This window comes from Parasphingorhabdus sp., assembly GCF_049667325.1.
Classification (GTDB): domain Bacteria; phylum Pseudomonadota; class Alphaproteobacteria; order Sphingomonadales; family Sphingomonadaceae; genus Parasphingorhabdus.
In genome coordinates, this window is the sequence record NZ_JBATHY010000123.1 from 1 (window position 1) to 4794 (window position 4794).

Annotated in this window: 7 protein-coding genes; 1 reads left to right on the forward strand and 6 read right to left on the reverse strand. The window is 54.2% G+C overall.

Going from position 1 to position 4794, the window contains the following annotated elements; all coding sequences use genetic code 11:
• The 5 genes from WBM93_RS06030 to WBM93_RS06050 form a co-directional block, all read right to left on the reverse strand.
• Positions 1–482: hypothetical protein (locus WBM93_RS06030; RefSeq protein WP_424429529.1), on the reverse strand; the 482-nt coding region annotated here is incomplete at its 3' end.
• On the reverse strand, positions 479–883 hold the full coding sequence (locus WBM93_RS06035; protein ID WP_424429530.1) for a GFA family protein: 405 nt from the start codon (positions 881–883) through the stop codon (positions 479–481). The genes WBM93_RS06030 and WBM93_RS06035, both read right to left, overlap by 4 nt.
• Before the next feature lie 75 nt (positions 884–958).
• Positions 959–1630 carry a hypothetical protein gene (locus tag WBM93_RS06040; RefSeq protein WP_424429532.1) on the reverse strand — a complete coding sequence of 224 codons (672 nt, stop codon included), beginning with the start codon at positions 1628–1630 and terminating at the stop codon, positions 959–961.
• Positions 1631–1659: 29 nt separating this feature from the next.
• Positions 1660–1971 (reverse strand): hypothetical protein, encoded by a 312-nt coding sequence (locus tag WBM93_RS06045; protein ID WP_424429534.1) that lies wholly within the window; start codon positions 1969–1971, stop codon positions 1660–1662.
• A gap of 27 nt (positions 1972–1998) precedes the next feature.
• Positions 1999–3153, reverse strand: coding sequence for a beta-ketoacyl-ACP synthase III (locus WBM93_RS06050; protein WP_424429537.1), 1155 nt, complete (start codon positions 3151–3153; stop codon positions 1999–2001).
• 132 nt (positions 3154–3285) lie between these two features.
• Between WBM93_RS06050 and ung the strand changes: the two genes are divergently transcribed.
• On the forward strand, positions 3286–3990 hold the full coding sequence (gene ung / locus WBM93_RS06055) for a uracil-DNA glycosylase (protein WP_424429541.1): 705 nt from the start codon (positions 3286–3288) through the stop codon (positions 3988–3990).
• A 13-nt stretch (positions 3991–4003) separates the two neighbouring features.
• Here the strand turns inward: ung and WBM93_RS06060 are convergent.
• On the reverse strand, positions 4004–4794 hold a 791-nt coding region (locus tag WBM93_RS06060; protein ID WP_424429539.1), incomplete at its 5' end, for an alpha/beta fold hydrolase.

The window sequence follows — 4794 nt, forward strand, 5'->3', positions numbered from 1 at the left end:
TAACCGGTTTCATTCAGGCGGGAAAAAAACTCGATGCCAAGCGTGCTGTCTGGCTCCATTTCGACCGGCATTGCCTTTTCGAGCGCCTCGCGGGACGAACCGACCGATATACCGCGCGCTGTACGCGCCAATCGGGCGTCGCCATCAAAAAACCAGCCTACGAGCCGGTCTTGTTGGAAATTAAGCGTCAAACCTGTTGCATGAGAGGCAACCTGAACCATCGGTCCGGCGCCGCATTCTTCGTTCGCGTTCCGGTAGACGGGACCAAAGCGCTCGAGCATCGTGATGATTTCGGTTATTTCGGTGCCATAGCGGAAGGTCCAGTCTTTTCCTTGCGAAACGCCATCTGCTTGCAGGATTATTGGGGTCGGCCGGGAAGCGGCGCCGGTTTTCTCCTGATTTTCTTGTCCAACGCTGTCGACACAGCCGGCAATCATTGCGAAGAACATAAGCGCCGCCGTAATTTGCCTGGTGTGGATCACCCGGGATTGCCTTCCATTTGCGGGACATCGGGATCAATTTCGACCCACGACTGCTTGCTGCTGGTCCAGAAATGGATTTGCGGGTGCAGCTTGCTGGTATCATCCAGCGTTCCTGCCTTGATATAAGTCATGCCCGGCTGGGTCGGGAGAGTGGTCTTCACCGGCGAGCCGCAGGTGCCGCAAAAATTGCGGAGAACAACATTGCCGCTTTCGGCATGATCTTCATAGGTGGTGAGATCACCGGTGATCTCGATCTGGTCATCCGCCACTCCGAACAGCACCGAATAGGAACTCCCCGCCTGACGCTGGCAGTTCTTGCAATGACAGACGCCGGTCATTTTCAGGTCACCTTCGACCTTATAGCTTACCGCTCCACACAAACATTTTCCCGTAACGGTCATCAGACATCTCCCGATCTTCATCTCTTCAGAGTGCAAGCTTGGGATAGGCAAATGCCAATGATAGGCAAGCATGAATTAATTTTGAATTCTTGCACCAAGCGTATCAACGGCAGATTCCAGAACTTCCTCGCCAATCACATTGAGGATAAGCAATCCCAAAATCAGTGAACTGACCGACTTGTCAATTCCGCTGAGGCTCGCATCCAGAGCATCGACCTGAGTTCGAATGGCACTTTGCTCCTCGCTTGTGACATTTTGCATCAACGCCATACTATAAGTCGGCAATGCCAATTTGGCCTTGTCGAAATCAACATCTTTCATCTTGTCCGCCACGAGCTTGGAACGGGCAAAGGCCCGCTTGCGATCAACAGCCCGATCGGCGACATCCAGCAATATTTGAAGAATGAGGGCCGGCCCCACGGGCAAATCCCTGTCGCCAACTCGAAATGTAAAAATCGATGATCGGAATATGGCCATCGCACCAAATCCGGCTGCGATGAGCAAGGAAACGCGAAGCTGATAAAGTCCGTTTGATGCGGCTTGATCAATACCAAAATCAACCTCGAAAACGTTGATCACAAACAGCGCGCCCAGGCTGGCGAGAGTATTGATCCCGACGTACAAGCCGCCCGACCAGTTTATGACAGCTAACCAGGGTTCGTCGCGATATCGGGCCAACAATTCCGAGAGTCCAAGAAACGCACCGAATGATGCCACGATCAAATAGTCAGCGAAAATTGATACCATCAAATCCTCCCAAGGAGGACGGCGGCCCGTTAAGAAGCCAGCTTTGTCCCCATTTCGGTCAGGACAGCCAGTTCGTCCGTACCGTTATCTTGCATCTTGAGCAGACCCGCTTCTTCTAATTTTTTTAATGTCATGATGGTGATGCTTGCGCTCGTAGAGAGCTTCATGATCAATGACTTGATATCTATCCCACCATCGGATTGCGCGATCGCATCCAACAGTTCTTTTTCGATGTTGATATCAATATCCGATGTAAAATCCGAACCGGCTTTCGGACCTTTCTTGGTCAGAAAGGTTCCGAAGAAATCGGTTGAAGTTTTGGATTGTTTTTTGTCCATCATAACTCTTTAAATATATGTCACTCCCCCTCAATGTTCAATGGATTTCGCGGGACCGGTCTTTTTGACGAATACAGTACCCGCTGAATAGCCCGCTCCGAACGAGCAGATCAACCCGATGTCACCATCTGCCAAATCGTCGCTATGCTTGTGAAAGGCGATGATCGAACCGGCGGACGATGTGTTCGCGTAAGTATCCAGAACGGTCGGGCTTTCATCCTCGCTGGCTTCATGGCCAAGCACCCGCTGCGCGATCAGGCGGTTCATCCCGGCATTGGCCTGGTGCAACCAAAGCCGGCGCAGTTTCGATGCGTCGATACCGAGCCGTTCGATCTGCTCGTTGATCATATTCGCAACCATCGGTACAACCTCCTTGAAAACCTTGCGCCCTTCCTGAACAAACAGCTTGTCCTGTCCATCGCGGCTTTCCGGATGGGTGCGGTTAAGGAAACCGAAATTATTTCGGATATTGTTGGAGAACTGGGTTTTCAGTTTCGTGCCGACGATTTCCCAATGCTGCGCGGGGGCAATGTCCTTAGATTCGACAAGAATTGCGGTAGCGACATCGCCGAAGATGAAATGGCTGTCCCGGTCGCGCCAGTTCAGATGGCCGGAACAGATTTCCGGATTGATCACCAGCACCGATTTGGCGCTGCCCGAGCGGATATAGTCGGCTGCGGTCTGGATACCGAATGTCGCGGAGGAACAGGCGACGTTCATGTCGAAGCCGAAACCTTCTTCCATTCCCAAAGCATCCTGGATTTCCACGGCGATGGCCGGATAGGCGCGTTGCAGATTGGAGCAGGCGCACAGCACCGCATCGACATCTTCCGGCTTGCGCCCCGCCCGCTCGAGCGCCTGCAGGGCTGCTTTTAAACCGATTTCCGCGAGCACAGAAATTTGCTCGTTTGGACGTTCTGGCAAACGCGGGCACATCACCCGGGGATCGAGTATCGGGTCCTTGGAAAGCACGAAGCGCGACTTGATCCCCGACGCCTTCTCGATGAACTCCACCGAACTATGTTGCAGTTCTTCGGCCGCACCCGCCGCAATCGCCTCGGCATTTTCGCGATTGGCAAGATCGACATAGGCGTTGAAGCTGGCAACAAGCTCTTCGTTGCTGATGCTGTCGTCCGGTGTAAACAGGCCGGTGGCGGAGATAACGGGGTTATTGCTGTCGGTCATGGGAAGATGCTTTTCCTTGTGCGCTTGCGCTTTCTGGTGGCGCTTGGATGCGACGGTAATCTCCTGTGGCGAAACTGGCAAGCAGGGTTAATCGTGCTTTGCCGATCAATTCCGGCTTGCTATCAGCAGGGTATGGATGACCGCGTGAAACTGGACGACAGCTGGAAAGCGCCCCTCGCCGGTGAGTTTGCAAGCGACTATATGTCCAATTTGCGAACATTTCTGCTGCAGGAAAAAGCAGCGGGCAAACAGATTTATCCCAAGGGCGGGGAATATTTTCGTGCGCTCGACCTGACCCCGCTCGATCAGGTCCGTGTCGTCATACTGGGGCAGGACCCCTATCATGGTCCGGGCCAGGCTCACGGATTGTGTTTCAGTGTACAACCCGGCGTCCGGCCGCCGCCATCGCTGGTCAATATTTACAAGGAACTGGAAAGCGACCTCGAGCTGAAGCGTCCTGCCCACGGTTTCTTGGAGCATTGGGCGCAGCAGGGTGTGCTGCTGCTCAACAGCGTTTTGACCGTAGAGATGGCCAATGCCGCCTCCCATCGCGGCAAGGGGTGGGAGCAGTTTACCGATGCGATCGTACGTCTGATTGCGGCGAAGCCAGATCCCGTGGTGTTTTTGCTGTGGGGGAGCTATGCCCAAAAAAAAGCTGCCTTTGTAACGAGCCTTGAGCAGGGAGGCAGGCACTTGGTACTGAAAGCCCCTCACCCCTCGCCGCTATCAGCTTATCACGGATTTTTCGGTTGCAAACACTTCAGCAAGACCAATGTCTTTCTGGAGCAGAATGGGCTGGCCCCGATCGACTGGAGCCTGCCGGACAAAAGTTCTTGAACCGAAACAGGCTCTATTTCGGTGCAGCGGCCTTTGTAGTTAAACTCTCAATCCAGCGATCAATATCACGCGCGACCTGTTCCGGCGTTTCCTCCATCGGGAGATGGCCAGCATCTGCATAGGTGATCAGCTTGCTGCCCGGGATCGCGGCTTCAAAGGCACGACCATGGGACAATGGGATGACTTTATCCTGCTCTCCCCAAAGGAGCAGCACTGGCGATTTCAGGTTTTTGATTTCCGTCCATTTCTCGGGCTCGCGCGGTGTTTTCGCCCGATCCAGCGATGCTTGGCGGTTGCCGGGGAAGCGCAGCAATTCCCAATAGCGGTCGACCTGGACTTCGGTCAGCCTCTCGGGTTGAGCGAAATTCTCTTCCAGTGACGATTTTACCAGAAAGCGCGGGGTGATTTCCGGCAGCAGCATCTTTCCTATTGATGAGCGCGCCAGTCTCGCACCCAGATACAGCTCGCCCTTTTGCTCAACCTGCGCGCCCGAAGCGTCGATCAACACAAGACCTGCGGTGCGTTCCGGCACCGAAAGGCCTGCCCTCCATGTGAGCCAGCCGCCCATGCTATTTCCGACCCAATAAGCTTTGTCGACGCCGACCGAATCAAGCACCCGGATTGCGGCTGTTATATTGGTGTCGGCATCATAGGCGCCAGTCGGATTGGGCCCGGTCAGACCATGGCCGTAAAGATCGAGCGAAATCAGCCGATATTTATCACCGAGCAACGCCACCAGAGGTTCCCAAGTCTGGAGCAGGCTGTTCGATCCATGGATCAGAAGTATCGCCGGCCCGTCCTTAT

Excerpts from the sequence above, each read along its gene's own strand:
- WBM93_RS06035 (WP_424429530.1), bottom strand. The coding sequence starts at position 883 with ATGACCGTTACGGGAAAATGTTTGTGTGGAGCGGTAAGCTATAAGGTC.
- WBM93_RS06040 (WP_424429532.1), bottom strand. The coding sequence starts at position 1,630 with ATGGTATCAATTTTCGCTGACTATTTGATCGTGGCATCATTCGGTGCG.
- WBM93_RS06045 (WP_424429534.1), bottom strand. The coding sequence starts at position 1,971 with ATGATGGACAAAAAACAATCCAAAACTTCAACCGATTTCTTCGGAACC.
- WBM93_RS06050 (WP_424429537.1), bottom strand. The coding sequence starts at position 3,153 with ATGACCGACAGCAATAACCCCGTTATCTCCGCCACCGGCCTGTTTACA.
- ung (WP_424429541.1), top strand. The coding sequence starts at position 3,286 with ATGGATGACCGCGTGAAACTGGACGACAGCTGGAAAGCGCCCCTCGCC.